The sequence below is a fragment of the Streptomyces sp. TOM-9 genome, from assembly GCF_056858595.1.
Genome location: NZ_JBXEQB010000001.1, coordinates 3,344,787 through 3,370,481 on the forward strand (window position 1 = coordinate 3,344,787; position 25,695 = coordinate 3,370,481).

The 25,695-nt window shown below is 67.7% G+C and carries 25 protein-coding genes and 2 pseudogenes; 11 read left to right on the plus strand and 16 right to left on the minus strand.

Annotated features, from left to right (window positions below; genetic code table 11):
- Position 1 precedes the first annotated feature (1 nt).
- Entirely contained in the window at positions 2–352 is a 351-nt protein-coding gene (locus tag AC1VWI_RS15670; protein WP_386993553.1) for an SCO3933 family regulatory protein, read from the minus strand.
- A 213-nt stretch (positions 353–565) separates the two neighbouring features.
- On the opposite strand from AC1VWI_RS15670, the gene AC1VWI_RS15675 reads away from it, so the two are divergent.
- Genes AC1VWI_RS15675 through AC1VWI_RS15685 form a run of 3 tightly spaced genes read left to right on the plus strand, consistent with a single transcriptional unit; the run spans position 566 to position 2,059 of the window.
- Complete coding sequence (locus AC1VWI_RS15675) at positions 566–1,246, plus strand: XRE family transcriptional regulator (protein WP_499511625.1); 681 nt, start codon at positions 566–568, stop codon at positions 1,244–1,246.
- Positions 1,243–1,557: a hypothetical protein gene (locus AC1VWI_RS15680; protein ID WP_499511626.1), complete on the plus strand. Its 315-nt coding sequence runs from the start codon at positions 1,243–1,245 to the stop codon at positions 1,555–1,557. Before AC1VWI_RS15675 ends, AC1VWI_RS15680 begins: the two co-directional genes overlap by 4 nt.
- Before the next feature lie 31 nt (positions 1,558–1,588).
- Positions 1,589–2,059, plus strand: a complete 471-nt coding sequence (locus AC1VWI_RS15685; protein WP_499511627.1) for an NUDIX hydrolase — start codon at positions 1,589–1,591, stop codon at positions 2,057–2,059.
- Here the strand turns inward: AC1VWI_RS15685 and AC1VWI_RS15690 are convergent.
- Positions 2,047–2,607 (minus strand): HD domain-containing protein, encoded by a 561-nt coding sequence (locus tag AC1VWI_RS15690; RefSeq protein ID WP_499511628.1) that lies wholly within the window; start codon positions 2,605–2,607, stop codon positions 2,047–2,049. The two genes, AC1VWI_RS15685 and AC1VWI_RS15690, sit on opposite strands and share 13 nt — an antisense overlap.
- Positions 2,608–2,694: 87 nt before the next feature.
- On the opposite strand from AC1VWI_RS15690, the gene AC1VWI_RS15695 reads away from it, so the two are divergent.
- Complete coding sequence (locus tag AC1VWI_RS15695) at positions 2,695–3,165, plus strand: NUDIX hydrolase (protein WP_499511629.1); 471 nt, start codon at positions 2,695–2,697, stop codon at positions 3,163–3,165.
- Positions 3,166–3,176: 11 nt separating this feature from the next.
- Positions 3,177–3,638 carry a hypothetical protein gene (locus AC1VWI_RS15700; protein WP_499511630.1) on the plus strand — a complete coding sequence of 154 codons (462 nt, stop codon included), beginning with the start codon at positions 3,177–3,179 and terminating at the stop codon, positions 3,636–3,638.
- A 33-nt stretch (positions 3,639–3,671) separates the two neighbouring features.
- On the opposite strand, the gene AC1VWI_RS15705 is transcribed toward AC1VWI_RS15700, so the two are convergent.
- The gene (locus AC1VWI_RS15705) at positions 3,672–4,559 is read right to left on the minus strand and encodes an LLM class flavin-dependent oxidoreductase (RefSeq protein WP_499511631.1); all 888 of its coding nucleotides are present in this window, start codon (positions 4,557–4,559) and stop codon (positions 3,672–3,674) included.
- Positions 4,560–5,550: 991 nt separating this feature from the next.
- Between AC1VWI_RS15705 and AC1VWI_RS15710 the strand changes: the two genes are divergently transcribed.
- Positions 5,551–5,901, plus strand: a complete 351-nt coding sequence (locus AC1VWI_RS15710) for a hypothetical protein (RefSeq protein ID WP_499511632.1) — start codon at positions 5,551–5,553, stop codon at positions 5,899–5,901.
- 754 nt (positions 5,902–6,655) lie between these two features.
- On the opposite strand, the gene AC1VWI_RS15715 is transcribed toward AC1VWI_RS15710, so the two are convergent.
- Positions 6,656–7,072, minus strand: coding sequence for a hypothetical protein (locus tag AC1VWI_RS15715; protein ID WP_499511633.1), 417 nt, complete (start codon positions 7,070–7,072; stop codon positions 6,656–6,658).
- 615 nt (positions 7,073–7,687) lie between these two features.
- On the opposite strand from AC1VWI_RS15715, the gene AC1VWI_RS15720 reads away from it, so the two are divergent.
- From AC1VWI_RS15720 to AC1VWI_RS15730, 3 genes are read left to right on the plus strand one after another with little or no spacing between them, the layout of a single operon-like run.
- Positions 7,688–9,046 carry a dsDNA nuclease domain-containing protein gene (locus AC1VWI_RS15720; RefSeq protein WP_499511634.1) on the plus strand — a complete coding sequence of 453 codons (1,359 nt, stop codon included), beginning with the start codon at positions 7,688–7,690 and terminating at the stop codon, positions 9,044–9,046.
- Positions 9,043–9,615: a hypothetical protein gene (locus AC1VWI_RS15725; RefSeq protein WP_499511635.1), complete on the plus strand. Its 573-nt coding sequence runs from the start codon at positions 9,043–9,045 to the stop codon at positions 9,613–9,615. Before AC1VWI_RS15720 ends, AC1VWI_RS15725 begins: the two co-directional genes overlap by 4 nt.
- The gene (locus AC1VWI_RS15730) at positions 9,615–11,552 is read left to right on the plus strand and encodes an AAA family ATPase (RefSeq protein WP_499511636.1); all 1,938 of its coding nucleotides are present in this window, start codon (positions 9,615–9,617) and stop codon (positions 11,550–11,552) included. Before AC1VWI_RS15725 ends, AC1VWI_RS15730 begins: the two co-directional genes overlap by 1 nt.
- Positions 11,553–12,002: 450 nt before the next feature.
- Here AC1VWI_RS15730 and AC1VWI_RS15735 read toward each other — a convergent pair whose 3' ends face one another.
- From AC1VWI_RS15735 to AC1VWI_RS15770, 8 genes and pseudogenes are all read right to left on the minus strand, one after another.
- Positions 12,003–12,590 (minus strand): hypothetical protein, encoded by a 588-nt coding sequence (locus AC1VWI_RS15735; RefSeq protein ID WP_499511637.1) that lies wholly within the window; start codon positions 12,588–12,590, stop codon positions 12,003–12,005.
- Between the two features lie 274 nt (positions 12,591–12,864).
- Positions 12,865–13,296 (minus strand): DUF4240 domain-containing protein, encoded by a 432-nt coding sequence (locus tag AC1VWI_RS15740; protein ID WP_499511638.1) that lies wholly within the window; start codon positions 13,294–13,296, stop codon positions 12,865–12,867.
- Positions 13,297–13,581: 285 nt separating this feature from the next.
- A pseudogene (locus AC1VWI_RS15745) lies at positions 13,582–13,758 on the minus strand (site-specific integrase); the annotation flags it as partial.
- Positions 13,759–13,796: 38 nt separating this feature from the next.
- Positions 13,797–15,458: a beta-propeller fold lactonase family protein gene (locus AC1VWI_RS15750; protein ID WP_499511639.1), complete on the minus strand. Its 1,662-nt coding sequence runs from the start codon at positions 15,456–15,458 to the stop codon at positions 13,797–13,799.
- Between the two features lie 888 nt (positions 15,459–16,346).
- The gene (locus AC1VWI_RS15755; protein WP_499511640.1) at positions 16,347–16,820 is read right to left on the minus strand and encodes a VOC family protein; all 474 of its coding nucleotides are present in this window, start codon (positions 16,818–16,820) and stop codon (positions 16,347–16,349) included.
- A 255-nt stretch (positions 16,821–17,075) separates the two neighbouring features.
- Positions 17,076–18,479: a substrate-binding domain-containing protein gene (locus tag AC1VWI_RS15760; RefSeq protein WP_499516818.1), complete on the minus strand. Its 1,404-nt coding sequence runs from the start codon at positions 18,477–18,479 to the stop codon at positions 17,076–17,078.
- Positions 18,480–18,514: 35 nt separating this feature from the next.
- Positions 18,515–19,363: pseudogene (locus tag AC1VWI_RS15765) on the minus strand (substrate-binding domain-containing protein); the annotation flags it as partial.
- A gap of 37 nt (positions 19,364–19,400) precedes the next feature.
- The gene (locus AC1VWI_RS15770) at positions 19,401–20,189 is read right to left on the minus strand and encodes an aminoglycoside phosphotransferase (RefSeq protein ID WP_499511641.1); all 789 of its coding nucleotides are present in this window, start codon (positions 20,187–20,189) and stop codon (positions 19,401–19,403) included.
- Between the two features lie 305 nt (positions 20,190–20,494).
- Between AC1VWI_RS15770 and AC1VWI_RS15775 the strand changes: the two genes are divergently transcribed.
- The gene (locus AC1VWI_RS15775; protein WP_499511642.1) at positions 20,495–21,508 is read left to right on the plus strand and encodes a DUF1259 domain-containing protein; all 1,014 of its coding nucleotides are present in this window, start codon (positions 20,495–20,497) and stop codon (positions 21,506–21,508) included.
- A gap of 131 nt (positions 21,509–21,639) precedes the next feature.
- Positions 21,640–21,960 carry a hypothetical protein gene (locus AC1VWI_RS15780; RefSeq protein ID WP_499511643.1) on the plus strand — a complete coding sequence of 107 codons (321 nt, stop codon included), beginning with the start codon at positions 21,640–21,642 and terminating at the stop codon, positions 21,958–21,960.
- A 68-nt stretch (positions 21,961–22,028) separates the two neighbouring features.
- Here AC1VWI_RS15780 and AC1VWI_RS15785 read toward each other — a convergent pair whose 3' ends face one another.
- The 4 genes from AC1VWI_RS15785 to AC1VWI_RS15800 all read right to left on the minus strand — a co-directional run bounded on the left by AC1VWI_RS15785 (position 22,029) and on the right by AC1VWI_RS15800 (position 25,206).
- Positions 22,029–23,225, minus strand: a complete 1,197-nt coding sequence (locus AC1VWI_RS15785; protein ID WP_499511644.1) for an NAD(P)/FAD-dependent oxidoreductase — start codon at positions 23,223–23,225, stop codon at positions 22,029–22,031.
- A gap of 98 nt (positions 23,226–23,323) precedes the next feature.
- On the minus strand, positions 23,324–24,277 hold the full coding sequence (gene sigJ / locus AC1VWI_RS15790) for an RNA polymerase sigma factor SigJ (RefSeq protein WP_499511645.1): 954 nt from the start codon (positions 24,275–24,277) through the stop codon (positions 23,324–23,326).
- A gap of 33 nt (positions 24,278–24,310) precedes the next feature.
- The gene (locus AC1VWI_RS15795) at positions 24,311–24,682 is read right to left on the minus strand and encodes a RidA family protein (RefSeq protein WP_499511646.1); all 372 of its coding nucleotides are present in this window, start codon (positions 24,680–24,682) and stop codon (positions 24,311–24,313) included.
- 221 nt (positions 24,683–24,903) lie between these two features.
- Positions 24,904–25,206, minus strand: a complete 303-nt coding sequence (locus AC1VWI_RS15800) for a hypothetical protein (protein ID WP_499511647.1) — start codon at positions 25,204–25,206, stop codon at positions 24,904–24,906.
- Positions 25,207–25,695 lie beyond the last annotated feature (489 nt).

Here is a 25,695-nt window from a genome sequence, read left to right on the forward strand (position 1 = left end):
CTTAGGCCGCTTTCGCAGCGCCGGCGGCGAGGGAGGTGACCGCGACCGCGCGGAAGCTGATGCCGTGGCGACGCTGGCCGTTGAACTCGTTCTCCCACGGCCGGGCCACCAGGCCGGTCAGCGCCACCGGCGTGCCCATCACCAGGTCACCCGAGATGCCCGGCTCCGGGACGGCCACCGACAGGATCTCGACCTCGCCGTTCGCCGCGAACATCACGTCCACGGTCATCATCGTCGCGCCGGTCTCGGCATCGGTGGCAATCTCGCCGGTACGGCGGTCGCGGACCTTGGGCTGGGGTGCCTGGGCCACCATCACGGTGGCGGCGGAGGTGTCCACGGGAATCTGACGCATCGTCTGTCTCCTGTTGGAGTAGGCGTTCCGCCGTCGTTCGGCGGTGACTTCAGGAGACCGCGAGAGGTAGTGGACGCATCACGGTCCGTATGGACGTTTGGGGACGTCTGAGTTATCGTCAAAACGTCCCTGGCGTCCCCTCAGGAGGGCACGACGATGGCGAACGAGCGGTTACGCGCGGCGATTTCGGCAAAGGGCGAGACCATCCAGTCCGTGGCGGACCACGTCGGGGTTGATCCCAAGAGCGTGGAGCGCTGGATCAGCACCAACCGCACACCCCACCGGGGCCACCGCTGGAAGGCGGCGAGCTTCCTCGGTGTCGACGAGGTCTACGTGTGGCCATCGGTCCAGAAACAGGCCGAGACGGCGAGCACATCCGAGCTGATCACGTACTACCCGCACCGCGGAGCGGTCCCGGCGGCCCTGTGGTCATCGCTGATCGAGCAGGCCACCAGCCACGTCGAGATCCTGGTCTACGCAGGGCTGTTCCTCTTCGACAGCCACCCCGACCTCCCCGACCAGCTGGCGCAGAAGGCCACCGCCGGCGCCCAGGTGCGGATATTGCTGGGCGACCCGGACTCGGAAGCGGTCCGTCAGCGCGGCGACGAGGAGGGGACCGGCGGGGACCTGGCCGCACGAGCCCGGATCACGCGCCGCTACCTCGAACCGACCATGGCCACACCAGGCGTGGAGGTCAGGTCGCACGACACGATCCTGTACAACTCCATCTACCGCTTCGACGACGACGTCCTGGTGAACCCGCACGTCCTCGGAGCCCCGGCCGGCCAGAACCCGGTCCTGCACTTCCGCTATCTGCCCGGTGCCCGAACCTTCCGGCACTACATGCGCAGCTTCGACTACGCATGGGAGCGCGGGACTCCCACCGTCCGATGACCGCCGACCTGCCCCTGTTCGCCGAGGTTTTCCCGGAGCTGGCCGCCGACATCTTGCGCCTGCTTGAGCCGGACGGTGGGGTCCTCAGCGAGCAGGTCCCGACGCTGAGGTACTACGGCGTATGCACCTGCTCGGCCACGTGCGACAAGCTTCTGACCGCTCCCCAAGGGTCACCCACTCCCTACATCTGCGAGCTGGAGGAGGACGACGAAGTAGTGATCTGGCTCAGCCTCGACCCGACAGGAACCGTCATCGTCGACATCGAGGTCCTGGACGGAAGGGACCTCGGAGAAGCCGCACGCCGCCCCTGACCACGAACGAGGCATGTGCGACGCTGGACGCATGGCCCGCGTCGATTGCTTCAACGACCCGAACGCCCCGAAGGCAAACAGCATCGTCCCCTCAGTTACAGCAGTCGCCCTCAACGAGGCCGGGGAGATCCTGCTCATCCACAAGACCGACAACAACTTGTGGGCTCTGCCAGGTGGCGGCATCGACGTCGGGGAGTCCGCGCCGGCCGCAGCGGTGCGGGAGACGAAGGAAGAAACCGGGTTCGATGTCGCGGTGACCGGCTTGATCGGCATCTACACCAACCCGGCGCACGTCATGGCCTACGACGACGGCGAGGTACGGCAGCAGTTCTCCATCTGCTTCCACGCCCGCATCACCGGCGGCGCGCTCCGCACCAGCAGCGAGAGCAAAGAAGTGGCGTTCGTCCACCCGAGCAAGCTGGACGAGCTGAACATCCACCCATCGATGCGGATGCGGATCGACCACGGATTGGCCAGTCGCGCCGAGCCCTACATCGGCTGATCGACGAGACGGGCCTGCGTTCTCTCGACAGCCGCCCGCAGGTACGCGCGCGCGTTGCTGATCGCCGTGTGCACTTCGCTACCCGGCTCGTACCGGACCAGAATCTCGTCGATGCGCTGCTCGAAGTCGAAGGATTGACCCGCGGGACCCGTCGTCATGTCGGCGCAGATCAGCGCATCGAGCAACGGGGAGTCCTCCCGCTCATACGCGGCCAGCTCCGCCGACAACCCGCGCTGCTCCGCTTCATAGACGGCCCCGGAGTGATGGGCGACCAAGCGCACGAGCCGTCCAGGAGCGCCCAGAGCTTCCAGGTGCCGTGCACCGTCGACCGGGTGAAAGCCCGTGTCTCGTAGCTCCGGGGCGTAGCCAATGTCGTGCAGCCACGCGGCAGCCACGAGGAGATCACGCTCACCCGCCGGCACAGCCGCGGACACTTCGCGGGCACGCGCTGCAACGGCCTGCGTATGCAGCCATCGGTTCCCAAGCGGCGGCAACAACGACTCGGCCAGTTCGGCCGCTCCCTGGGGCGTGTCCAGCGCAGAAGGCATGAACCGCACGGTAGCTGAGCACCTTGGACACCCGACAGCCCTGGAGCTCCATGAGTTGATCAAGGTGCAGTAGAACCTCGCCCCTCTATGCTTCAGCAGGTGAGTACATCCCGGGTATCAGCGTCAACGACACCACTGCACTCGGTATCTGTGGCCGGAGCCGTGGTGCGCGAGGACGGCCGGCTCCTGGCGATCCGCCGTGCCGACAACAGGGCTTGGGAGCTCCCGGGCGGTGTCCTGGAACTGGACGAGGCACCCGAGGACGGCGTCAGGCGCGAGGTCCGGGAAGAGACCGGCATCCACGTCGAGGTGGACAAGCTGACCGGGGTCTACAAGAACACCGCCCGCGGCATCGTTGCCCTGGTCTTCCGTTGCAAGCCCTCCGGCGGCACCGAGCGCACCTCGGACGACTCCACGGCCGTCGACTGGCTCACGCCCGACGAGGTCGCAGAGCGCATGTCCGAGGTCTTCGCGGTCCGGCTTCTCGACGCACTGGACGGCAACGGGCCCCATGTCCGCAGTCACGACGGACGGCACTTGGCCGTCAACTCCCGTTAGAGACTTCCCTCATGCCGACCTCGATTGCTCTCTGGTTCGAGCACTTGCCCGGAAAGCACTGGCACAACGATCTTCGGTTGCACATCGGAGGTCACCGTCACACCTGCGACTCGTACTACCTGACGCTGAAGTCGCGGCACCTCGGCGCGAATCTGACACGCCTGCTAGAGCAGTGGATAGAGCAGGTCAACGAGCTCAAGGGCGCAGGCGGCACGGCCTACCTGCCCTACGACTTCTCGGACCAGTGCACAGCATGGCTTCGCGTCTCCTCCACAGACGGGCATGCCGCAGTCGTCCAGGCCGGCTGGAGCCTCATCGAGGCATGGGGCATCGACCCCTCGGACTACCGCGCGACAGCGCCAGACATCACGGACTTCAAGCCGATCGCGAACGCTCAGATCGAGTGCTCACTGGACGACCTCGCCACGCATATCGCGATCAACCGAGGCAGCCTCGCGACACTGAGACACTAGGGACTGTTCCGACCGGACGCCGGTGGCGACATCTCAGCTTGTCCGCAGGGTGAGCGCACGGACCAACCGGTCCACTGATCGCCCGGTCTTGGGCGTCAGTGCGATGATCAGCTCATCGACGCCGAGCAGGGCGTATTCATCGATGATGCGGGCCAGATCGTCGGGTGTGCCGGCGAACGCGCTGTCGTTGTCGTCCACTCCCGGGTGGTCGGGATCCGCTACGGACACGCCCACCGTTACGTGTAGCGAGCCCACTTCCCGGTCCTCGTCGGCCAGCGCCCTCTCCATCGCGGCAAGCCGTGCACGCAGCCGGTCGTCGGGCGCGCCATGCCAGGCGGTGTTCCAGGCCTGGGCGTGACGTGCGGTCATCCGCAGCAGGCGTGGGCCGTCTCCGGCGACAAGCAGTGGAATTCGTCGGTCGGGCGATGGCATCAGCGACGCGTTCCGCAACTGGTAGAACTGACCGGGCGTGGTGACGACGGCGCCACGCAGCAGCCCACCGACGATCTCCAAGGTCTCCTCGAAGCGCGCGAGACGGTGATCGTTCGGGAAGCCGTACGCCTCGTACTCCAGGCCAGGGAATCCGGCGCCGAGCCCCAGCACAAGGCGTCCACCGCTGATCCCGTCGACCGTTGCTGCCATCTTCGCCAGCAGCGCCGGATGCCGAAACGAACTGCAGGTCACCAGCGTGCCCACCGTCACCCGCCGGGTGGACGCGGCCAACGCGGACAGGATGGTCCATGCCTCCAACACGCCTTCTGGCGGGTTACCTGGCGGCTCGCTCACGAGATGGTCACAGATCCACACTGAATCCAGCCCCGCGGATTCTGCGTGCAGGGCCAGCGCGCTCACGTCCGGCCAGCCTGGCATCCGACCCTGTCCGTCCGACTTGGACATCGGCAGCGTCACACCAATCCTCATGGGTGGACAGTCAACCAGGTTCGCAAGAGCGAGGCCTGGGCCGCGCAGGGAAAGTCGGCGTGACCGAACCGGCTTGTCACGCAGGGCTGTCCCGTTCAGCAATGCGTCGCTGTAGGTCGTAGGGCGTTGGTGGTGCGCATGCGTCACACCAACGTCGTTCCGGACTGGGGTCCCACCACCGGGACTCGATCACAACTCAAGACAGACCCTAGCGCGGTAAGAGTTTCTCTACTTCATCGAGATGGTCACAGATCCACACTGAATCCAGCCCCGCGGATTCTGCGTGCAGGGCCAGCGCGCTCACGTCCGGCCAGCCTGGCATCCGACCCTGTCCGTCCGACTTGGACATCGGCAGCGTCACACCAATCCTCATGGGTGGACAGTCAACCAGGTTCGCAAGAGCGAGGCCTGGGCCGCGCAGGGAAAGTCGGCGTGACCGAACCGGCTTGTCACGCAGGGCTGTCCCGTTCAGCAATGCGTCGCTGTAGGTCGTAGGGCGTTGGTGGTGCGCATGCGTCACACCAACGTCGTTCCGGACTGGGGTCCCACCACCGGGACTCGATCACAACTCAAGACAGACCCTAGCGCGGTAAGAGTTTCTCTACTTCATCAAGGCACCCGGCGTCGCTCACGCTCCGCCGGGCGCGCGGCCCGCGTCCGGCCGCGCCCACGCTCCTGCCTCCGTCCCGCTCGGCGCGCCGTCCGCCGCCGCGCGCCAGCGAGGTAGGCCCAGGGGCATGAGGTGAGAACCGCGGTGGCTGGGGCGGCCGGCGCTCCGAGGCTTTAGGCAGCCACCGTGGGGCGAGCCTCGAAGATCGGGGCCCACATCGGGCTATTGCGGGCAGGCAAGGAGCCAGCCCGATTCGCGGCCAGCGTACGGGCCCCGATCTCTCGCCCCACGGCAGCTCCAGCCCAAAGCCTCTCCACACCGGCCGTGTGGCAGCGTGCAAGCCGTTCCGCCCTATGCTGTGCGCCCAGGAGATCGGACAGCATGAACCAGGACGTTCAGTTGGTGCAGGACTTTGTGGCTGGCGTGCCTGGCTTCGAGGACCTATATGACGCGCATGTGTTCAATGAGGACGGCGTCCTGCCGATCGTGTTCTTCTGGGACGTCGCTCACGAAACCGTCACTTCGTTCCTCGGAGGAGATGCCGAGTCTGATTGGCGCGCCACACTGCGGTTCTTGGAGGATCAGCTACAACGGGACATCCCCGAAGTAGCCGAGACAATCGCCTGGTTCCTCTACTACCTGCCGTGGCCAGATCAGCCTGGATACGGCCTCGTGGGCCATCTCGGTCCGACTATGAGTGCCAAATTCGCCGTCGTGAGGCCGTCGGGCTAGACGGTGCGGCCGGAGCAGCACTGCTGGGACGACAGGAGCACGGGCGTGCCACAGCCGTGCCAGGTGAGGCGGTGCCGAACGGGGAGCCACGGGGAACAGCAGTGACAGCACCGCGTTATCGCAGGTCAGCGTCCGCCCAGGTGGGGTGTAGTTCGCAGCCTCAGTCTTCCAAACTGGGGCCCCGGCGAGTCGCGCGACCGACGCCAGAGCTAGCCTTCCAATCCGTTCGAACCCACTGGAGGACCCCTGTGCACACCGCCGTTTTCCTGCTGCGAGACGCACTGGGGCTGGGTGGCGGTCTGGTGTTCATGTGGGAGTTGAACCGCCAGGCTTCCGGACCGGGCTGGAGGAAGCCGCGGCTGTTCTCCGCAGTGGCGGCTGCGTTGCTTGCCGCACTACTGGCCATCTAGACGAGCAGCACGGCCCGCGCCGGCTGAGTGTCTAACTGCGCTACAACGGCCCCGCACAGGGGCGCACAACCACGGACGCTCGCGGACAGTTCGTGCAGGTCATCGGTAGTCCAGCCGCAGGTCACACGGTCGCTCGCATTGCTTCGGGACGAAGAAGCCAGCGAGTCGGCGTTGCTACCCACGCTCGGGCCGTTCACAGAGGTGCCCCGTTGCAGGGGTCAGAACAGCGGGCCGTCGGGCACTCCTCATCCGGTCGGACCCGAAATGCGCATCCGATGTAAGCATCAGGCAGCAGGCCCGGAATGGCTCACGTGGGTCCCGAAGTCGAGTGCCCGCCCGTCCCGTCAGTTGCCGCTCTGGTCAGGCTCGCCTTTTCGGGTGTCACAGTTACGTTGATCCTGAATCGCGCGCAGCTGCATCTCGGCCTTTTGGTCGCGCACGGCCCTGGCCATCGCAAAAGCACTGGGCCTCCCAGGACCCCAGAAAGACCTAGAAGCTCGACCATTCAACACCCATGCCGCGATCGCGGCCGCGCAGAACACTGCGGCCAAGGAGTACTGAGACTGGAAAGCCAGATATACGCCGGCGAGCACCGCACCAGCCGCGTATCCGCCAGAGAATCTCATCGCGAAAAGCGGAGCATATCGGGAGAGGATAAATATCAGAGAAAGGGCTGCAACGGTGACAGCAGTCACCAATGGCCAACTCGACACGGATGCGGCAACCAGAAGATTGACAAGCAGCCCAACGATCAGCGTCATCTTATTTCCCCTCCCCGAGGCCCAGTAAGTATGGCACCGAAGCGCCGACAGGACTACGAGGCCGCGTCAACTTCGACGAAGTGGGTTAACCGATCGTCATCCTTCCCTCTTACGCACTTGTCACGTGGTCACGTGGTCTCGTGGTCACGCGTCAGCGGCGTTCAGGTGGCCCCACGCCTCGAAGCCCTCGCCAAGGTCCAGAGTGAACCTGCCTCCGAGCATCGCGCGCTGCAGGCGATGGCCCAGCCGCCGACGCCGAGACCCTAAGCGTGCGGCACAGTGGCCCCCAGGAGCTCCAATCACGACGCGGGGTGCGACTGCGGTCGGGGGGCGGTTCAAGCACGCGTCGTTCAGCCGGATCACGCGGAGGCCGGCGGACCGGGCGACGCGGGGAAGTCGCGCAGGCTCTCTTGGTACCGGTCGGGCTGGATGCCGTCGAAGAGGCCCTCCGGGCGGTTGCCGGTCATAGGTGCGCCTTCCTTCCTGGACTGCTCCTCTGATCGCTCCCAAAATTGTGCGATCACTCGGTTACGTCATGCATGCGGACTGTGATACGTCTAAGGATCTTCGGCTCCCTGGCTCCGGTTGGGGTCGCGGTATACGTGCAGCTCGGGGGTGGCTGTGGTCGACGTGGCGGTGGACGCGGTAGACGATGCCGACGACTTCGTGCATCCGATCTTTCAGCGGGCACCTGGAGAGGACGCTGGAACCGACACCTCTCGGCTGTATAGGTACCAAGCCGAAGTGGCGGCCCAGGCGTGTCTGGCCATGCTCACGCGGGACGAGATCGAATACGTCGTCTGCGAGTGGCACGAGGACTTCGCCATCGCCTTCAAAAACGGTGCCGTCGAGCTGGTGTCAGTGAAGCACCGCCAGTACCACCGGACCCTCTGGAATGTCGGCGACCTGTGCAAGGACGGGGGCCTCGCTCACCTGTTCAACAGCTGGCGCGCGTGCGGCTCCGCAGAAAATGTCCGGCTGCGCCTGACGACGAACGGCGCCTTGAACACGAGCAAGGACAATGCTGCTGTACTCGCGAGAATGTGCGGCCCAGACCCGGAGGTCACTGCCGGTGTCGACGCTATGGCAACGACCGTCGCACAATACTTCCTGAAGATCCGCTGGAAGCAGCCATACCCGCACATCCCAGTGGTGCCGGAAACCAGGAAGATGGCTGACATCGCCATCCCCGATGGCTTCGTTGCCACGATCAAGCGCTTCCTGGCCGTGTTGCACATCGACTACAAGGAAGTCCCCTCCTCCAGGTTCATTACCGACCACAACCTCCAACAGCTCCTCCGGCCAGCCATCCTGGCTTTGGAGTTGGACCACGTAGATGACGAAGCCACCTATCGGCGAATCATCGAGCGCATCGAGCAGGCCAACCGCGGCGAGGGCGAGCGAGGTCAGTTGGCCGAGTACATCGCGACCCCGCGCCGGGTCCTCCACAACGTACAGATGCAGCAGCGCATTGCGCGCCGGACGCTGTACCCCCACACCGTGCGGGAGGAGTTCGTCTACCGTGAGCTCACGGTGCCGACCTTTTCGCCCGGCCGACTCCCGGTGATCGCTCCCGGGGGAGAGAATCTCCGCAAGAAGCTGGTGCGCGGGCACGTGCCCGATGATGAGGTCGCCCACGCGGAGAGCCTGCGCTCCGCTTGGTATGTCATGTGGGCAGAACACCGTTCGGGCTTGCCTGGCGACAGCCACGACCTTGCGAACATGCGCTTGGAGGTCTTGGACACCGCCTTCGACTGCCGTGCGGATGCGCAGAGTGAAACGGCGGAGGGCAGCCCGTACGGGGCAAAAATGAACCGGCTCCTGAGACAGCGGTTGACGCCGGAAGCGATGTCAGCAACCCTGCCATTCAAGATCAACGGCAAGCATCTTCGTGGCCTGGCTTATCAGTTGTGCGACGACTGCGACTACTACTTCTCGGACGTGTTCAACGTCTCCGAGGAGGAGGCATCTTGAGCAACGCCTCCGAGCGTCTGGTCTCCGAGACGCGCATCAAAGTGCAGGCCCGCAGCGAGGAACGCCGTGAAGCCCACTATCACGAGGCAAGGGTCCTGTTACTGATTGGCCGCTTCACCACGGCGCGTTCGGGCTTGGCGGGACTGACGAAGCTGGCCAAGCTCGATTTCCTTCTTCGCTATCCGGCGATGCTGGAGCGCTTGCTCAACGAGAACGGCGACACCTGGCCCGCCGGCACGGAGCCCAAGACCGCGGAGCGACGAGCGGTCGAGAGCCGCATGACTCGCTACAAGTACGGGCCGTGGGATCAGCGCTACTACAGCGTCCTCGGCTCGCTCGCAGCGCGTGACCTCATCACGTACGGCGCTGGCAACCGAGCTGAGTTCCGCATCACCACCACCGGCGCTGAGGCCATAGCGACTCTGTCCGAGACGCCTGAGTGGGCGCTCGTTTGGCAGCGGACCGCGCTCTTGAAGAAACACTTCGACAAGTCGGGGTCAGCGCTGAAGACCCTCATCTACGAGCGCCTGCCCGATGCGGTGGACAGGCCCTGGCGAACGGAAATCTGATGGCGGTCCACCTGAAGTTCCTCGCCTTGACTGTCACCACCGCCAACGCCGAAAAGACGTACCGGTTCGACCAGCCGGCCACCGTAATCAGCGGGCCGAGCGGCAGCGGCAAGTCCAGCCTTCTCATGCTGCTCAAACACGCTATCGGCGGCGACGCCATCCTTACGCCTGCCGTACGTGACCATGTCCACTCGGTGTGTGCGGAGATCCTCGTCGGCGACGAGCACCTGGCACTCAGGAGGGTGATCGGCGAAGCCGGCAGCGACCGAGTGGACGTGCTCGACCCGGTCACCCTGGATCTCCGCGAAAGCCTCATCATCCGCGCCGAAGAGGGTCAGACGACCTTGTCGGACCGGCTGCTGAGCGCCCTCAGCTTCCCCCGCGTATCGATTCCCGTACGCCGAGAAGGCAAAGCGGCCAAGGCCAACGTGACCTTCCAGGCCCTGTTCGCCTATATCTATCTCGAAGCGATCTACATCGACACCCAAATCGTTCGCCACCAGCAGTCGTACTTCGACGGCATGCGCCGAGCTCTTTTCGAAGTCATCTTCGGCCTGACGGACAGCGTGCTGCTGGACCTGAAACAACGCTCGGCGCAGCTCTTGACGGACATGAAGACGAAGACCGCTGAGCATGAGAACGTTAGCAACTTCCTGCGAGCGTCGGACTCGCGCAGCGATGACGCGCTCCGTGCGGAACTCATCCGGCTGCGAGAGCTGCTGACCCAGGCGGAAGGCGCCCTCGGTGCGCTGCGCTCGGAGTTGGAGGAAAGCAGCGCGGCTGATGCCGTTCTCCGCCAGGAGCTTCGCCATGCTCTCGCAGCGGCGAGAGACGCCGGCCAAGAGCTCGTGGCGGCACGTGAGCTGCTCGAAGCCCGTGAATCCGTGGTCGCTCAGGTCGAACTCGATCTCCTACGGCTGGACCGCTCCGCGTCCGCGATCGAGAAGCTGTCCCCCTTCGACTTCGTCATCTGCCCACGCTGCATGCAGCGGCTGCAAGGGCGACCAGTCCAAGAAGACCACTGCATCGTCTGCCTGCAGCACGATCCCCCGGACGAGTCCGTCGATCCCGCAGCCATCCAGCAGACACGTGAGGCCCTGGAGAGGCAGCTTCTGGACGCGCGAGCAGTTCTAGACGCTGATGCACAAGTTCTTGCAGCTGCGCGCGACCGGGCCCAGCAAGCCGATTTTCTCACCACCACCCTCAGACGGGAGCTGGACGCACAGACCCGTGACGTCGTCGCGCCTCGCTTCGACGCGATTGCCAGCTCCAGCGCCCGCGTAGCCGCGCTCGGAGCGAGCATTGACGCTGTCACTCAGCTGCGCGACGCCTGGGCTCGCGCGCGGTCCATGTCCCAGGAGGTCAAGGACCTCAGAGCGACCCGCACACGCGTCCAAGCTGATGTCAAGACTCGCTCCCTGGCACTCGCCGCCCGCGGACAGCTGGTCGACGACCTGAGCCAGGAATTCTTCACCCTGCTCGCCGAGCTGCACCTGCCTTGGGTAAGGACGGCGATCATCGATCCGAAAACCTATCTACCAGTGATCGACGGAAACCCCTTTGAGAGCTTGCAGGCTTCCGGCGGCGGCATCACGACATGTGTGAGTATCGCCTACAGCCTCGCCCTGCTGGAATTCGGGCTCACGCACCCCGACGTTCTCGTCCCCTCGCTACTGATAATCGACTCCCCCCGCAAGGCACTGGGCAATAACCCGGACGACCATGAACGTGGCAACCGCATCTACGGCCGTTTCAAGGCACTCGCGGATGCCTACGGCGATCGCGTGCAGCTGATCATCGCCGACAACGACACAGCTCCCATCCCCAGTGACACTTTCAGCACCATCCCACTCGACTACAACCAACCCATGGTCCCCGGCGTGACGCACCCTGGTCCCGAGCACACCCACCGGGCCGAAGACGGCTACGAGGCATAGGCCTCGCCGGGGCCGCTCCCGGGGGGCCGCCGGCTGCACCGGGCCCCTGATGGGTATGCACCAGCGCGCCGCCGCTCGAACCGGCTGAGGTGAACCGATGAGCGCATCCCACGCAGCAGACGCGACGCGGCACCCGAGGAGCAGACCGGCGACTGGCTTGGCGACGACACGCCCTCCGCTTCCCGCACACCCTGACCCTTTCCGCGAACACTGCACACACGTGCCCGCCGCATGCCCCTTGCCCGGGTCACCCAAGGGGAACAACGGGAAATCTAGGCTACGAGGACCGTCCCACCCCAGCCGTACAACCACCAGGGCCAACGAACCGCCACGTACGTTGTCTTCCAATCGGGTGCGCACCGCAACCAAGCCGAGTGAAGGCTGGCGGCCTCGCCCGCACCAGGGGGCCCTTCCCCCGCGTTTGGCTAGCAGACGTGAGGTGTGCAAGACCTAGGCAGAGTGATCCTGGCACGGAACGTCGTCTGGTATGTCATCGTGCAACTCGCGGGAGTCGAGAGCGTTTCGAGCCTCCGTTTCGAATGTCAGCAAGCTTCGGGTTATTTCAAATCGAAGGTCCTCAAGAATTGATTCTTCAACAGCGTCAATATGGTGGGCGCCCGAGAGGCTCTCGGTCATTTCTACATGCTCAGCAAAAACATGCCTTAGGTTGACGGCAGCCATTGCCAAACCTCGTGCACTATTTCGCACATGCACTGGACCTTCAAGCGATACTACAGACACTGCCCTCGCGATCGCGCCAAGGAGCTCGTCGCTCTGGCGCTGCGCCGCTTGCATGTCGGTGGATTGCCCACGCCGCCAATCTGCTTCCAATTGGCCGAAATGATCGAGTATCGCATGCATCGCAAGTATGAGGTCCGCATATGCGTCACGTCGCACCTGGCGACGCCAGTTTTCATACTGCGATTTCACGCCCCATCGGCCCGCGACGATTGCGGCACCAATAGCACCACCAGCACCCACTGCTGCGCCGAGAACGCCAGCCGCCGCCCCAACGAGCGCAACCTCCCCCGCATCCATAGCAGCATCATGTCTGAACTTCAGCCCAACAGCTACAGTGACTGCGCAGTGCCGGGAGCGAGGACCGCCCAGCTGTGACATCTACGGGTGACATCAACGTCGCCAGACGTCAGCGGATCAGGCTGACCAGATGGGGGTCGGGAACCGGACGCTAGGGACGTTTTTTGCAGGCCGTACGGGGCCGGGGGTGAACTTACAAGGCAGGTGTCGGCGGCTGGCGTCCAGCTGCACCGCTGGCCCGCCCCCGTGGGTTCGCGCGCAGCAGAGCTGGGTTCTATGAACGGGCCCAGCCCGCGGTGTTGGAGTAGGACTCATAGGAGTAGCGCGTCCGGCGGCCCCACTCCTCGCCGGTGAGGTGCTCGTACGCCCGATCTGGAACGTAGAGCAAGCTTTCGGCCCAGACGTTGCCAGTGGCGAAGGGCTCGAACGCTGCCGCATCCCGAAGGACGCGGTCGTACGTGCCCCGGCCGGCAGCAACGACAGCGGCCCGGGTGTACAGGAAGGCGTCGCCCGACAGGCTGTGCCCATACTCCCTGGAATCCAGTCGGTACAGCGCCCATGACAACTGTTCTGCGAACTGTTTGACTGTCGCCAAGGGACCCTCGACCAGGCGCGACGTCAGAGCCGCCACGAGTTGCTCCGCGTCCGGGTCCGGCGTCCCTGGCTTGCAGTCCTCGATCAACTGCCAGAAGGCGTTCTCATCCACGATCCAGAGCATGACGGATGGGTCTGACAGAAGGGCGGCGTGCCACAGCCGTGCCACATCAGGCGGTCAGCCACGGGCAACGGTGGTTCGTCGCGGTCGAGATTGCTGACTGAGCTGGGGTCTCTTCACGGCCGCTCTGACCTGCGAACCCTCGACGACCCTGACCACCAGGCTTACAAGGCAGATGTCGGCGGTTCGAAACCGTCCACGCCCACCAGTGAGAAGACCCCCAGCCGGTCATGGCTGGGGGTCTTCGGCATCCGGATCAGACATCAACGGCCACGCTCACTCGCGGCCGGGACGCCTCCGCAGCAGCCGGCCCATGTGGCTCACGGCCTCACGCTGGGTGTCCTGCACCACGTGGGTGTGGACGTTCATCGTGACGGCGATCTGGGAGTGCCCGAGGATCTCCATCACTACGCGAGGCGCGACGCCGGCCGCGGTCAGCAGCGCGGTGACGCCGACGAGGTGGACGCGCCGGGTGCCGTACTCGATGGATATCAGGGCGTACAGGCGCTTGAGTGAGACGGTGTCGAGGTGCAGGAAGTCGGCGGCGATGATGCCGCGGGCCTGGTCGGTGAGGAACTGGCGCCAGGTCGGGCCGGAGCGTTGCGGGGCAGGGTCGATTCAGACTGCATGAAGGATTTCCCAGACTGTGGATGGGGCGATCGGGTAGCCGAGGCAGGCGAGTTCGCCTTGTGTTCGGCGGTGGCCCCAGCTGCTGTTTTCGCGGGCCAAGGGCAGGATGAGCCGCTTGACGGCCGGGGTGACGGATGGGCGGCCGGGGCGACGGTGCTGGGCGGAGGTCCATCTGCGTGCGGCGAGTTGCCCATGCCGGCGCAGCAGTGCGGTCGGGGTGACTGCGAAGGCCGCGCGCCATCGCCCGCGTGGGACCCACCGCGACAGCACGGCCGGCCGGATCCGCTCGCCACGGTGACGGAGGTGGGGTTGCCGTTCACGGTCGCGGTGAACGTACCGGCGGCGTACGTGTGGCTGGTCTGCCCGCTCCCGGTGGCGTCCAGGGCGACGGTGACCGTGGAGCTGCCGTCCCCGAAGTCCACCACCGCTGTCCCGCTCGGAGTGCCCCCGGAAATGCTGAACGTCACCGATTGTTCGCACTTCGGCGACGTGGGTGAGGTCGTCACCGTCAATGGCGAAATCGCCGTCACGTTCGCCGAATTGGCGTTGGTGACGTAGACGTTGCTGTTCTGCGCCGCCGCCACGTAGAACGGGAACGCGCCGGCGGGGACGGTGGCCAGGACGGTGTTCGTGGCACTGTCGATCACGGTCACGTTGTTCGAATTTGAGTTGCCGACGTAGACCTTGCCGGTCGGCGCCACCGCTATCCCGAACGGGCCCCCGCCGGCGGGGACGGTGGCCAGGACGGTGTTCGTGGCACTGTCGATCACCGTCACGTTGTTCGAGACGGTGTTGGTGACGTAGACGTTGCCGTTCGGCGCCACCGCGACCACCCCCGGGACCGTGCCGGCGGGGACGGTGGCCAGGACGGTGTTCGTGGCGCTGCTGATCACCGTCACGTTGTTCGAGGTCTGGTTGGCGATGTAGACGTTGCCGTTCGCCGCCACCGCCGCCGCGCCAGGGAACCCGCCGGAGGGGAGGGTGGTCAGGACGGTGTTCGTGGCGCTGTCGATCACCGTCACGGTGCCCGCGTTTCGGTTGGCGACGTAGACGTTGCCGTTCGGCGCCACCGCCACCGCGTCCGGGACCGCGCCGACGGGTACGGTGGCCAGGACCGTGTTATTGGTACTGTCGATCACCGTCACGTTGTTCGACGTCGAGTTGGCGACGTAGACCCTGCCGTTGGGCGCCACCGCCAACGCGAACGGGCCCCCGCCGGCGGGGACAGTGGCCAGGACCGTGTTATTGGTGCTGTCGATCACCGTCACGTTGTTCGAGCTTTGGTTGGTGACGTAGACGCTGCCGTTCGCCGCCACCGCCACCATGGCCGGGCTCGAGCCGACGGGGACGGTGGCCAGGACGGTGTTCGTGGTGCTGCTGATCACCGTCACATTGCTCGAATTGGCGTTGCCGACGTAGACGTTGCCGTTCGGCGCCACCGCCACCGGGATCGGGCTCGTGCCCGCCGGGATCGTCACCGTGGAGAACGCCGCGCTCAACGGCGCGGCCACACGCCCTTGCACAGCGGGCACCTCAGATCCGCCCGCGGGGTTTAAGCGATTGTGGGGCAAGTCTTTCTGTGTTGCTGCGAAGGCGTGAGGAGCAGCGGTCGGCAGGAGGGCGAGGGAAAGGGCTGCCAGGATGACGCTCAACCGGGTGAGCCATTGGTGCCGTGCGCTACGGCGTAAGTCTGCGAAGACGCCGCTGGATATGAGCGCAGGGGAGATGAGGGACATTGCTTCTCCAGGCCGGTCGGCTCTTGGGAGCCGTCATGATGAATTGCGACGGCTGAGCAGCAATAAGAGCCCAGCCGTCCGTCAATGCACATCCTTTGGGCCGCTACGCTGCCCTGCCAGCCGGAATGCGCTGAACGTGACCGCTTCCCGGGACTTCGCTCATGAGCTCAGGAATGTTTCTGTTGCGCTTCACGCAGCGTCATCGTGGACGTCTCATGGGCGCAGACAGCGTCGTGACGGCCAGGAGCAGCCCAGCCTGATACCCAGCGACGATCGGCTGGGGGGCTGATCTCAGTCGTGGTCTCATTCGCATGCGTTCAGCCCCGTCCAGACGAGTCCCACCTCCGGCCGGAACCTGCAGGAACGAGCCAACGTGAACAGAGGGGAATGATCCCGTACCGACCTGTGACTGGCATACGCAGACTTGGAAAGCGTGCACGTGAGTCATTCGGTCGAGCGACGGCAGCGCTGACGGCAACGAGGGCGAACGACGGCAACTCCCACCATTGGCCCGGAGGAAACCAAAGTGCGCCCCGCGCTGGAACACCGCACGGGGCACACAGGCGCTCCGCACCAAGATCTTCACGATGAGGACGAGGACGCCCGTGCCGAGGGCTCGAGCTGGTCGGTGCCGCTCGCCGCCGCGGTCTTCCTGCGCAGAGGGAAATCCACAGGTCAGGCCGGGGTGTCGGCGTCCTGGGTCGTGGAGGCATCGAACGCCTCGGGGCCCTGCTCCGCCGCCGCCGGGTCCATCCACATGACCTGCCAGCCGTGGCCGTCGAGGTCGAAGAAGCTGCGTGAGTACATGAAGCCGTGGTCCTCGGCGTCGTCCGCCTCGGAGCCGCCCGCCGCGAGTGCGGCGGCGCTGACCGTGTCGACCTCATCGCGGGACGACACGCTGAAGCAGTACAACGCCAGCGTGTGCGTGGTGGGGTCGGCCATCGGCAGTTTCGCGAACTCCGCGAACTTCCCGCGGCTGAGCAGCATGACGAAGGCCTGCTCGCCGACGAGCATGCAGGCTGCGGACTCGTCGGTGAAGTTCGGGTTGAAGCCGAACCCGAGCTTGGCGAAGAACGCCTTGCTGAGTTCGAGGTCCGCTACGGGGAGGTTCACGAACAGCATGCGGCCGGGGTGTGCGGGATTCGTCATGGTGGGTCTCCAGTCGGTGGCTCGATGGCGTGCGTACTGAGAGACCGGCCTGGCCGGCGGAACTCATCGGTGTACCTTCGCCGGCTGCCCGAACACCAGACGCGGCCGCTTGGACACCTTCGCCCATCAGCCACTGGAACGGCCGGGTCTCCCACTGCCTGCCAACGCCCGACACCGGCGGACGACCGCCCGGAGCATGCATGCCCGGTGGGCGTGAGGTGAGAACCGCGCCGGCGGCCCTCCTGCGGATGGGGATCAGATGACGGTCAGCGTCAGGACCGCCGTGTACGTGCCGGGCGGCGTGGAAGTCGGGGCGTCGAAGTCGAGCCCGGACCCGGCATCCGCGGTGCCGGGGCCGGTGCCGGTGCCGGTGCCGGTGCCGGTGCCGGTGCCGGTGCCGGTGCCGGTGGCCAGCGTCCGGGACTCCTTGAGCCCGTTGCCGTCGCCGGGTATGACCGGGGCGCCCGGCGTGACGGACGGGACATTGCCGCGGTCGGCGATCGCGGGGACCCAGGTCAGGCTGCTCCCGTCGATGGTGCTTCCGGCCGGGCCGGTGAAGTCGCCGACCTGACCGGAAACCGTCCAGCCGATGTTGCCGGCGCGTGTGTCGGTGACGGTGACCGGGGTCATCTGCCCCGAGGTGTGGAGGAACTCGCCCGACGGGTCGAGCACCGGACCGGGCAACTCGACGTGCGGGTCGCCCGCGACGGACATCAGCAGTGCCCCGGGCTCGAGGGTCGTCGTGATCGACTGCGACCGGCCGCCGGGGGCGGTGCCGTCGCACGGAGTGCTGCCCACCCGGTCGCAGGGGGACGGGTAAGGGGCCGTCAGGGCGCGGGTGTTGGTGCCGTCGGCGGAGAAGGTGGGGTTGTGGCAGCTCTTGATGTCGATGCTCTGGACGTCCACGCCGGGAATCCTGCGGACCTGGTTCAGGCCCGCCTGCACGAGGTTGATGGGCAGCGGCGAGTAGCCCAGATTGTCCACGTGCTGCTGCCCCTGGCAGAGGAAGTAGTAGGCGAAGGCACCGAGGGACTCGCCCTTCTGAAGGGTGAAGTTGTGCTCCACCTTGGTCGGGACGATCGCGTAGCTGTAGCCGGAGAGCGGATAGGCGCGCGGGTCCGTGCTGTTGTAGACGCCGTCGAGGGCCCGCGTGAGGTAGTCGGGCGAGGAACTGTCCTCGTTGGTCCGCGCCTTCAGCAGCGCGACCGCCACGTTCTGCGCGGTGGGCGCGACGTAGTACCCGGCCTTGTTGAGCACCTTGGCGACCGGGAACCCAGTGGTGAGTGCCGCGTAGGAGTACTCGACGTAGGTGATGGTGCCCACGTTGCGGGACTGCGCCACGTAGCTGGAGACGCCGGTCGAGCCTGCCTGGCGGACGAAGGTGCCGCCCGGCACGACCGGGTAGACCGACGCCGTCCCGCAGGGGGTGCTGCGGCCGGCTCGGCGGCAGTAGTCGTCCCACAGCGACGGGTACTGGTTGCTCATCCATGCGCTGAACTGCGCCGTGGTGCCGGATCCGTCGGAACGCACCACCGGGACGACCGGGCGGGCGGGCAGCGTGGAGGCGAGCGCGGGGTTGTCGGCCTTGATGGCGGGATCGTTCCAGGTCGTGATCTGTCCGGTGAAGATCTTGGCGAAGACCTCGCCGGACAGCCGCAGTCGGTGATGCGCCGGCTGCCGATGGTGAGGTTGTACATGAACGACGTACCACCGGCCACGATCGGCATGTACGCGTACTTGCGGGACGGCGGCGGGTCGGCGACGCCCGAGTCCTCGAGGCCGTAGGGGACCTCGGAGACGGCGAAGTCCACGGCGCTGTTGCGGAACTGGATGCGGCCGTCCGACGAACCCGTGCCGTTGTAGTTCACGCGCATGCCGTACTGCTGGACGTTGGCCGTCCACTGGTCGAACGCGTTCTGGCTCCAGGTCGACCCGGCGCCCGCGATCGGCACGTGTGTCGCGGCGGTCGCCGGGGTGGCGCCGAACAAGAGGGCGGCAAGAAGGGAGAGGGCGATGACGATTCTCGGGCGGGCGAGGAATGCCGGAGGCGGGCCGGGCATGGCGGGTGACTCCCGGTCGGTGTGGGTGAGTGCGGGCCGTGGTGGTGGGGCGGTTGCTCGGTGCCCTGGGCGGTGGCCGCAGGACCCGAGGTGGGCTCGCCTGCTCATGCGTGCTCGACGTCGCGGCGCGGGCCCGAACAGACCGGTGACGCTGATCGCCGACCGCTTCCCATGAACCGTCGTCCCCCCTGTCGCGGGGCACGGTGTCCGTGCCCCGCAGCGCGATCGACGGCCACCGCACCCCCTGAGCCTTGATCGCATCGCGTAAGAATGCGCGGATCGCCGCAACCCGGGGCGACAGCCCGGTGAAGGAACAGCGAACGCACCAACGCCGGGTCCGCGGCGATCCGGGTCTCTGAGGTAGGCGACCGGATCCGCCCGACCCGAGCGGCTGGTGGAGGAACGGAATCTCACGCCGCCGACGAGGTGGCTGGGCCAGGCGCCGGTGACATCAACGCATGCACTGACGGCGGGAGTTCGCATCAGGTCGTGGGCGCTCCGCACGGCGACCGCGGCTCGGTCAGCCGCATCGGTGCCGGTGCCATGCCGCGGCCGCGGTCTGCATCCTGGCCGTCCACTCGTTCGGGGAGTCGCCGGCGATCTCGTCCCAGAGCCGGTGCTGGGCTCGCGCGAACGCGTCGAGCCCGGGTGCGGGGGCGGCGGCGAACGCGGGGTGCTCGGCCGACAACTGCTCGGCCTGCTCCGAAGTGTGGCCGGAGGCGATGAGCCAGATGGCCCACAGGGCGGGGTCGATCCACCCGGCGCCTCGGGCGGCCCAGGCCCAGTCGACGAGCCGGGCCCGTCCGGCGATGAGGACGTTGTGCGGGTTCCAGTCGGTGTGAAGCAGCCGGTCCCCGGTGAACAGCCCGGCGTCGTCGCCGGCGTGGGCCCGCATCCGGTCCGGCATGGTCCTGATCGGCAGGTCGGGCAGCGGCAGGGCCGCGAGGGCCCGCATCGCGTCGGCGACGAGGTCCAGGTGGGGTGAGCCCGGGGCGTAGTCCGCGTGGGGGCCGGCGAGGTCCTCGAAGCCGAGGAGGTCCCAGCCCGCGCACCGGGTGTGCCAGAGCAGGGCCGGAGCCGGCGGCGTGACGTGCGGGGCGATGGCCGCTTCGCGTTCCTGCGTCCACGCCCGTGGATGCTCGAGCCGCAGCCCCTTGACGAAGACGGCGCCCGTCGCCGTACGGATACGGGCCGCGACTTCGGAATTGAGGCCCGTCGGGACCGACTCGGCTTCCAGCACGGGCCCGGTGTGCCTCTCGATGACGGCCAAGGCGTCGGCGGGGACCTCGGTGAAGCGGTGCGTCGGCATGGTCGGAGGGTCCCGGAACGGGTCGGAGGGGGCCACGCCGTGCACGCGGGCGCGGCTTCCCTCGGTGACGGTCCGTTGCGGGGTTCGCCGGCCCGGGCTCCCTGCACTGCGCCGGTCGGCCGAGCATGCGGAGCGTCGTGGCGCAGTTGGGGGGCCGCCAGGCGTGGCCGGGGCGGGCGTACGGGCTCCGTCGGCGGGCCGCCTCACCCGTTTGCCGACGGGCGCTTCACCCACCTGGCCGCAGTGCTGGCGGTGCTGGGGTATGTCCGTGGCTCGTCGTGCTTCCATCCCGTCAGGAGGCACACATGATGCGTGAGGACCGACAGCAGGACACCCACCCGCAGGCGGGTGCGTCACGGCGGCATCTGCTCGCCGCGGCCACTCTGGCGCCGATGCTGGGCGGGGCGATCTCCGCGTGCGCGCCAACCGGAACGTCGAAACAGCACAACCACCCGTCGGTCATGCCCGTGCGCACCGCTCTGACGGACTGGAAGGACGTGGCCGTCGCGCTCGGGCGGACGGGCGACATCAGGCGCGACTTCATGTACCACACGGGTCTGCCGCGCCGGGACCTCAAGGTGGTCTCGCAGGGCGTCACCGTCAAACCGGGGCTCGCCCTGGGCTCGCACGTGTCCTTCGTCCGTTACGCCGACGGGAACACGCTGCTGATGGGCGACGTGGTGGTCACCGAGAAGGAGATGCAGTCCTTCGCCGACGTGCTGCACGAGCGCAAGATCGAGCAGACGGCGATCCACAAGCACCTGCTGTCGCAGGACCCGGAGATCTGGTGGGTCCACGTCCACGCGCACGGCAAGGACCCCGTGGCCATCGCCACGGGGCTGCGTGCGGCGCTCGACCGGACCGGCGCCCCGCCGCCGGGGCGGCCGGACCACACCGTGCCGCGCAAGCTCGACATGGACGTCGCCACCATCGACAAGGTGATGGGCATCAAGGGCGGCATCGACGACGGGGTCTACAAGAACACCTTCGTGCGCCGGGAGACCATCACCGACGCCGGTATGGTCCTGCCGCCGGGCCTCGGATCCACCAGTGCGATCAACTACCAGCCGCTGGGCAACGGCAGGGCCGCGGTCAGCGGCGACTGCGCCATGATCGCCAGCGAGGTCCAGGACGTCCTGGCGGCCCTCAGGCGTGCGGGGTGCCAACTCGTGGAGCTGCACAACCACGGGCTGACGGACGAACCGCGGCTCTTCTTCGTCCACTTCTGGGCCGTCGGTGACGCGGTCAAGCTCGCCAAGGGGATCCGGAAGGCGTTGGACGCCACCAACGTCAAGGGGATGGCGGTGGAGATCGGCTGACGCCCGGCCGGCATCGGGTACGGGTGGCCCGACCGCCGCTCCGCGCGGGAAGTCCGTTGCGGCCGCGGCGGTCGGCTCCGCCCGCCTTCATGTACCGTCTCCACGGACGATCACGGGGAGGGGCGACGGGGATGACCGGACGGTGGTACACCGCCCTGGGCGTGAATCTGCTGCTGGGGATCCCGGGGGTGGTGCCGATCTGGATGCTCTGGTACCTCGCCGCGAACTGGCCGCTCGCCGACCTGGGTCTGACCGTGCGGGAGCCGACGGAGAACGACGGCATCCTGCCCGGGCTGCTGCTCTTCGGGCCCGTCGTGCTCCTCTACGCCGTGCTCTGGTGGGTGGCCAACCGGCCCCTCGCCGTCCGGACGGCGCTGTCCGCACGCGTCTACTGGCTGCTCAGCGTCCTGGGCACGTTGCTGCCGACGGCGGCGCTGATCGCCAACTCCTGATCCCCCGGTCGCCCGCAGCCCCGCCGCGGGGCGGCTCCCCCGCGGCGGGACGTCGCGCGCGGTGCGGGTCAGGCAGGCGTCCGGACCGCGGGTCCGGACGGGGCGGGCCGGGGGGTGGCGCGGCGGCGGCGGGTGGGCAGGCCCATGGTCGGGTTGGCGACGCCCCAGGCGGCGCCCTTGCAGATCAGTTCCTTGTAGAGGGCGGCGAGCCGTCCGGTCAGGGCCGCGCTGACCGCGCGGTCGTCGGCGGTGACGTACTGGATCAGGCCTTCCTTGCGGCCCAGCGAGATGCACTGGTTGAAGTACCGCAGTGGGGCGTTGGGGAGCTTGCCACCGGTCAGGCGGGCCGCGATGGCGTCGGCGGCCTGCCAGGCGGTGGGGATGCCCGAGGCGCACGACATCCGCAGCGGCTTGCCGCCGGGGCCCATCGCGAGGGCGGCGTCGCCGATGGCGTAGACGTCCGGGTGGGAGACCGAGCGCATGGTGCCGTCGACCACGATCCGGCCGGTGCCGGTCGTCTCCAAGGTGGTGGCCCCGGCGATCGGGTGGACGGCGAAGCCGGTGGTCCACACGGTGACCGCGGCCGGGATGGAGGTGCCGTCGGCGGTGGTGACGTGGTCGGCCGCCACGGCGGTGACGGTGGTGTGCTCGTGCACGGTGATGCCGAGCCGGTCGACGACCTTGCGCAGGTGCCGGGCGCCCTTGGCGGAGAGCCAGTCGCCGAGGCCGCCGTGGGCGGCGAGGGCGACGGCGAGGTCCGGGCGGGCCTCGGCGATCTCGGTCGCGGCCTCCAGGCCGGTGAGGCCGCCGCCGACCACGAGCACGGGCCGTCCGGCGTCCAGGGCGGCCAGGCGCTCGCGCAGCCGCAGTGCCCCGGGGCGGCCGGCGATCTCGTGGGCGTGCTCGGCGGCGCCGGGGACGCCCTGGTCCTTCCAGCCGCTGCCGAGGGCGTAGACGAGGGTGTCGTACGTCAGTTCCCCGGCGCCGTCCGCGCCGTGGACGGCGACGGTCCTGCGGTCGGGGTCGACGCCGGTGACCTTCGCCGCCTTCACTTCGACGCCGGTGCCCGCGAACATCTCGCCGAGGGGCCGGGTGGTGAGGTCCTGGCCGGTCGCGAGCTGGTGCATCCGGACGCGCTCGACGAAGTCGGGCTCCGCGTTGACGAGGGTGATGGCGACGTCCTCGCGGTGCAGCCGCCTGGCGAGGCGCCCGGCGGCGCTGGCTCCGGTGTATCCGGCTCCGAGGACGACGATGCGGTGCTGCATGTCCTGGCTCCTGTCTTCTCTTCAGCGGGTTCGCCCCTTGAACCGGGCGGCCCGCCGTTTCCTGACAGGAACGTGATGTGAAGCACGTCACACCGGGGTCAGAAGGCGTGGAGCAGGGGTTCACCGTGGTCGCCGGCCGCCCATCGGCCGGTCGCGCGCCGGAGCTTGTCGGGGTTGACCTGGTTGCGTACGGCGGCGATGCCCTCGGCGGTGACCTCCAGGCACATGACGCCGACGACCCGGCCGTCGACGACCGCGACGAGGGCGGGGCCGCCGTTGGCGGCCGTCGCGTGGATCTCGGCCGAGCCGCCGACCAGGGCACGCTTGGCCGTGCCGGGCTTGAACAGGCCGCGCAGGAACTTCGCGACGGCGAGCGCGCCTTCGAACGCCTTCGCGCGGGCCGGGACCTTCCCGCCGCCGTCGCCGACCGCGACGACGTCCTGGGTGAGCAGCCGCACGAGCGGTTCGGTCCGGCCGCTGGTGGCGGCCGCCAGGAACTCCTCGACGACCCGCCGGGTGGCCGCCTCGTCGACCTCGGTACCGGCCCTGCGGGCCTTGCCGTCCGCGATGTGCTTCCTGGCGCGGTGGTGGATCTGCTGGCTGGCGGCCTCGGTGATGTCGAGGATCGCGGCGATCTCGCGGTGCGGGTAGTCGAAGGCCTCCCGCAGCACGTACACCGCGCGCTCGTTGGGGCTGAGGCGCTCCAGCAGGACGAGGACCGCGTACGAGACGGATTCGCGCTGTTCGGCGGTGTCGGCCGGGCCGAGCATCGGGTCACCGGCGAGCAGCGGTTCGGGCAGCCACTGGCCCACGTAGGTCTCGCGCCGGGCCCGGGCCGAGGTCAGCTGGTTGAGGCACAGGTTGGTGAGCACCTTCGTCAGCCACGCCTCGGGGACGTCGATGCGGTCGACGTCGACGGCCTGCCAGCGCAGGAAGGTCTCCTGCACGGCGTCCTCGGCCTCGCTCGCGGAGCCGAGGAGCCGGTAGGCGACGGCCTCCAGGCGCGGCCTGGAGGCCTCGAACCGGTCCACGTCGTGCAGGGTCAGGGCCATGGCCCGGATCCTAGCCCCGCGTCCGGTGTCCGGTCAGTGGGTGATGTCGAGGCGGACGACCGCGCCGATCTCCACGAGCTGGTCGGGCAGGGCCAGGTCGGACACGCCCATGACGGTGCTGGTGGGGCGGTGGTCGCCGCAATAGGCGGCGTGCAGGCGGGCGACGGTGTCGAAGTGGTCGCGCAGGCCCCTGACCAGGACGGTGGTCTCGACGATCTGGTCGCGGCGGGCGCCGAAGTGCTCCAGCACGCGGTCGAGGTTGTCGAGGGTCGTGCTCATCTGGAGCTCGAAGTCGCCGGTCCCGATGAAGGTTCCGGCGCTGTCGTGGGACAACTGCCCCGAGATGTAGAGCGTGTCGCCGGCCTGTACGGCCTGGCTGTACCCGTAGAGCGATTCCCACGGCATGCCGAAATTGAATTCCCTGGACCGGACGGTCACGGTGTCCTCCTCGTCGTCGACTGGACCGGCCCCGCGTGGACGGGGGCCGACAGCTGAGACCGGAGCCGTCGTGGCGGTGTGACAGGAGCGGGGCGGGGGCGCGGCCCGCCGGCCGGAAGCCCCGTGGCGGTTCGTCACGGGGCTTCCGGCCGGTCGGAGTGTGCCGTGGTCGGTGGGACGGGGAGGCCTCAGCGGAACGGGAAGTACCCGCCGCCGAAGCCGCCGACGGGCACGGCCACGGGGACGACGACGACGGGGACGAAACCGCCGTAGAAGTTGTTGCCGTAGAACCCGTTGCCGCGGAAGCCGCCGATGCCGCCGAAGCCGCCGCCGAAGCCTCCGCCGCCCTGGACGTAGCTGGTCGGCGCCGTCTGGAGGGCTGAGGTCGTGATCTGTGGTGCCGCTTCGGCGGTGCCCGCCGCGACGACGGCGAGCAACGGTGCCGCCAGCGCTGCGGCGACAGTCCGGCGGACGGTGATGTTTGCACGCATGTCAATCTCCTTCGTACGTGAAGATTGGTGGACAACGGCCGTGCCATTTCCGACCGTCGTCGAACCGGCTTCGTGTGCCTGGAGCCGGTAGGACGAGGGGCACGTGACCCACGCGTTCTCGCTCACCGGGCAGGGACGCCGTGATGCAAGGCGGCAAACGCCGAGGACATGACCGTGACACGGGTGGGGCCCGTAGTCAAAAGAAAGCGCCGCGGCGCAGCGTCGCGGCGGGCGCTTCTTCGCAGGTCAGGGGCTATGCGAGGGCGCCGTGGGAAATCTTCCGGGCGCCGGGGGCGGGCGTTCACCCACCGGCGGCCCTTGGCCAGGACCCGGGGGTCACGGTCACCCTCCGTCGCCGGCGGTCCGGCCCGCGCCCGGACGCGTCACACATCGCCGGGTCCGCCTCCTCGCGCACCGTCCACGAGGGGCCGTCCGGGAGGGGCGTACTCGCTTCTCCGGTCCCGCGCAACGGGAGGACGACCACCCAGG